The 4,736-nt window shown below is 40.4% G+C and carries 3 protein-coding genes; all 3 read right to left on the bottom strand.

Features of this window, described 5'->3' with window-relative positions; genetic code table 11:
- A partial coding sequence (locus tag JW794_05865; GenBank protein MBN2017636.1) for a VCBS repeat-containing protein occupies nt 1-1,902 on the bottom strand: 1,902 nt, incomplete at its 3' end.
- 72 nt (nt 1,903-1,974) lie between these two features.
- On the bottom strand, nt 1,975-3,189 hold the full coding sequence (locus JW794_05870) for a hypothetical protein (protein MBN2017637.1): 1,215 nt from the start codon (nt 3,187-3,189) through the stop codon (nt 1,975-1,977).
- A gap of 233 nt (nt 3,190-3,422) precedes the next feature.
- Entirely contained in the window at nt 3,423-4,466 is a 1,044-nt protein-coding gene (selD, locus tag JW794_05875; protein ID MBN2017638.1) for a selenide, water dikinase SelD, read from the bottom strand.
- Between the last annotated feature and the right edge of the window lie 270 nt (nt 4,467-4,736).

Here is a 4,736-nt window from a genome sequence, read left to right on the forward strand (position 1 = left end):
CATATCATCTCTCCCATCCCAAGTTACTTTGATTGAGTGATGGGGAGAAGATGAGAAGGGGCGAAGCTGCTGAATAAGCTGACCTTTGATATTATAAATTCTAATCTCGGTGTTCTGTGCTTGCCCGGGCGAAGTGGAACGAAGACTGGTGTTCTCTGTGGTGAAATAACTTATGGTTGTCATCTCTTTAAAAGGATTTGGGAAATTTCGAAGCAGTATTTTTTCTTTTTGAGGTTCTTCTTGATCGGTTCCTACAATAATATGTTGATTTTCAAAATAATTGAACGTACCACCATAATTTCCAAGCGTCAGATCAAGATCACCATCCCCATCCAGATCGACGAGTGCAGGTGCTGTATTTTGTCCACCTGAAATCCCAGAAACAGGATACGGATTCTCTGTCCAGTTACCTTCAATGTTTTCAAAGAACTGCAATTCACCACTTATATCACCCGTTACGACATCCAGATTCCCATTCAAGGTCAGATCCCCGATTGTGGGAGAACAGTCCGAACCAACATCGATCGATCCAAAATATCCAGCTATTTCCACCCAATCAGGAACAGTGGGTGTTCCCTGGTTCTGAAAGTAAAAGAGATTTCCGTTTTCGTTCCCTGCAACGATATCCAGATCATTATCATCATCCATATCCACCAGACGTGGAACTGACCATCCGCCTAAAGAAACTGATGATAATACACCACTTTCGAACACAAAACCAAAACCTGTATTTCGATGAAAGTAGAAATTTCCACTCAAATCCCCGACAATAGCATCAGCGTACCCATTATTATCGATATCTCCAAGTGTTATTGACGAATATATCGAGTGATCGATGCTGGCAAAATAGCCATTGTCCTCCTCCCACACGATCGCATATGGTGTGCTTACATTTTCATAATATTTAATATCTCCGAGCTGACTGCCGCTCACAAGATCGAAGTCGCCGTCGTTATCAAAATCATAAAAGAATGGACTGCTTGCACCACCAACATCGAGCACTCCACCAAAGATCGTTGTGTTTACCTGCCATGATGGAGTTGTAGGCGTACCAATATTTTCATAATATTGCAGCGGACCTTCAGCAGTACCGTAAACAAGATCAAAGGTACCATCTTCATTAATATCTACAAGATCCGGAGAGTTCCAATAGGAATCATTTCCCATCCCGCTAAAAACAGTCTCATCAACAATCCAGTTTCCGTTTTGGGGTGTACCAATATTCTTGTAATATACAAATCCATGTGTATCTCTTCCGACAACAATATCCTGGTCTCCGTCATTATCAAGGTCACAGAAAACAGGATATGCATACAATCCCACATCACCAATTGTAAGCGTATTTAATTCGGAAAATTCTGCTGCAAATGCTGTTCCCGAATTATAGTATATTTTTACTCCTCCATTTTCACTGAATCCAACAACCATATCATAATCACTATCATCATCGACATCTGCGAGATATGGAATAGGATTTTGTCCAACACTTAAACCAGTAAAAAAGTTATTCACCTTTTGGAAAATCGGCATGAGCCACGTTCCGATATTCTCAAAGTAATTTAAACCGGTGTAACCTCCTGTAATGAGATCAAGGTCTCCATCATTATCAAGATCAACACACACTCCCATTTCAGCATCGAGGGATGATATTCCCGTGAAGATTTCAAAACCCGGCGCAAACGCAGGATACATATTTTCTATATAGATCAGGCCATCATCGATACTTCCAAGGATCATATCCTTGTCACCATCGCTATCAAGATCTGCAAAACGGGGTTGTGAGAACGAAACACTCGGCACACCACTGGAGTTGAACATCCCATCATCCTGCTGCCAGGGCTGGGCTGATAGCATGCTCATAAAGATTAAAATGAATATAAAACTAAGTAATTGTGTTTTCATGGTTTTTCTCCCAATAATTTGCATTACATAAAACCTATCTTGAAATTGCTTTAAACTAGCCATTTACTTGACTCATGGTTCCTGGTAATCGACTATTCCTTTGCAGAAATCATAAAGATCTACATTCGTGCTGTCAAAATAGGCAAGTTTATCTCGAACCTGAAAGATCTCCGGAGGGATTATTCCCGGGTACTGCATAACATTATAATACATATACAAAAAGTCACGCCAGGATGTGTCCATTGGAAAATCGATTATCTCATCAATATAGCTGTAATAGAACATTTCAGGTGGATATTTATCAAAGGACGCAGGTGGCCAATAGATCGAGATTCCTCCTGCGTTCGCATAGTGAGTACCATTCACTTTATAGAGTACTGCTTCTTCGATAGCATCTACAATGACCTGAGCTTTTGTTTGAATAACGGTAAAAGAAACGCTGTCCAAAATGGTTTCTGAAAAATCTGTTACTGCATCTGCAAGTGCCCGGACTTTATCAAATTGAACTGACGAAAGTGTGATTGTCGTATCTCCTGGATGGATATCATAATAAAAATCGCAAATCTCTTTCCCAAGATCAGCTGCAGTGATTGTTGGATCGTTTGTAATGGTCTGTAATATCTGTGTAAATGCCCATGTGGTGCCTAAATTTTCTGAACCCACAATAATATCTATCGGCACATGTCTGAGTTCATACATGACCTCTATCATCTGCATGGTGCAGGCGTTGAGTGCCAGCAGATCGAAATGGATTCCCGAACTAATCAGGGCATCTTCCATCCCGCGTATTGTCATGAAATCAGCTTCACTCGTCATGTCCATGATTAGTCCCTGCCAACCGAAACCGTGATCAGCGAGCATAAGCGCATAGTGCTCTGCCGGATAGTTTGTATAAGCCCAATCAAGAAAACTTTTCAAGGTTTCAGGGTCAGCCATGTTGACTTCTCTACCGCCCTCTCCGTCTCCCCAATCCTGGATAGAATTCTCTGGTGTCGGTTCCATACCGGGCAGGTAATAAAAACGTTCTGCAATCTCCCAACCACCGAAATCATCCATATGAGGATAGCGGTCGAACTGAATAATGATGTTCACTTCGTCAGTACTTCCCACTCCAGCAGCTATGATATTGTGAAATGCATTGATAAAATCCTGCTGCATGCTGACTTCATCCCCGTCCAGATACCACATGAAAGTCCATCCCTTTTTATTAGCATCAGGATCGGTGAGTTTACAGCAGCTTATGAGTACAAGGATACATAGAAAAGAAAGGACATATATTTTTTTCATTGCAACTCCTTTGAAAGTCTCATATTGAGTTAAGATTGTAATATAAAGCTGTCAAGTTCCACATCGGATATTTTTAATCGGTACTTGTTAATGATTATCTATAATTATTCTATTTTTTCAGTTAATACTGAATTCGACAATAGAAATCCATCTTCTCCCGATACATCGGGATGCGCCGTGACAGGTTAGAAATTTGTCATTCTTCTCCATACCTTATCCATCCTCCGAATATATTATGACAGTATAATATTTCTCTCTTTACTACTATACACTTCACCAATAATCCTGCACCAATCTAATCCGGCATCCTTTAATTGGGTGAGGAGCAAATCGGCTTTTTCTGAAGGAACTGAAATCAACAAACCACCTGATGTCTGGGCATCATATAAAAGCTTAATGTGTTCATGTGTCAGTGATGTATTCTCAATCTTCACATGCTTTTCGAAGTACTTTCTATTTCTGAAAGAACCACCCGGGAAAAGCCCCATCTCTGCATATTCAAAAGCTTCCTCGATTATTGGAATTGCATCTGCTGAAAGTCGAACTGAAACCTTGTCATGTGTCATTTCGTACAGATGCCCAAGAAGCCCGAAACCTGTCACATCTGTCATTGCGCTTACTCCAACCTTAACTGCGATCTCAGATGCAGTTTTATTCAGATATTTCATATGAAAGACTGCTTGTTCTACTGCTCTATTCGATGCCATATCAGCTTTCAATGCGGTTGTAATAACTCCCATGCCAAGCGGTTTGGTCAGGATGAGTTTATCTCCAGCTTGAGTTGTATTATTCCGTATGATCTTATCAGGATGAATCGTACCTGTTACGCACAAACCGTATTTCATTTCCAGATCTTCTATTGTATGACCTCCAAGCACAACACCATCGGCTTCCACGACCTTGTTCAGCCCACCCCGCAGAATATCATTCAGCATCTCTTTGGTTATATTACAGGAATCATACGCAACCACATTCAACGCAGTACGAACCTGCGCACCCATTGCAAACACATCACTCAGACTGTTTGCAGCAGCGATCTGCCCGAAAAGATATGGATCGTTTACCACCGGAGTGATAAAGTCCACAGTCTGCACGAGTGCAATATCATCCGAAATACGATATGCACCTGCATCGTCACTGGTATTGAAACCAACGATTGTTTCTGGTGTTTTGGTATACTCCAATCCCTTCATGATGATACTCAAGTCCGCCGGACTTACTTTTGCAGCTCAGCCGGCAGCTTTGACAAAATGCGTCAGTTTGATATCTTCTTTCATTAGTTCCTTTTCTTTTATTTTAGTGATTTTGGATTGGAAAACAAGATGATGATAAATTAGTCAATGTTAAATGAATTAAACTCTAAAGATATTTTACCAACCGAACTGGTGAAAATTTGTTGACAGGGAAAAATGAGTTCATTCTTAATTATTTTAATTCAACTTATATTAGAGAATATAAAATTAGGTAATTGACTAATTTCCGGACCAAGCTAAAAGATAGGCTTGGTTATGAAAGAAAAAGTAGAAAGAGCGATTCATGGTTTTTGG

The organism is Candidatus Cloacimonadota bacterium (assembly GCA_016932035.1).
Classification (GTDB): Bacteria; Cloacimonadota; Cloacimonadia; order JGIOTU-2; family JGIOTU-2; genus Celaenobacter.

Bases quoted from the DNA above. Each gene is read 5' to 3' on its own strand.
- JW794_05870 (MBN2017637.1), bottom strand. From the start codon at position 3,189: ATGAAAAAAATATATGTCCTTTCTTTTCTATGTATCCTTGTACTCATA.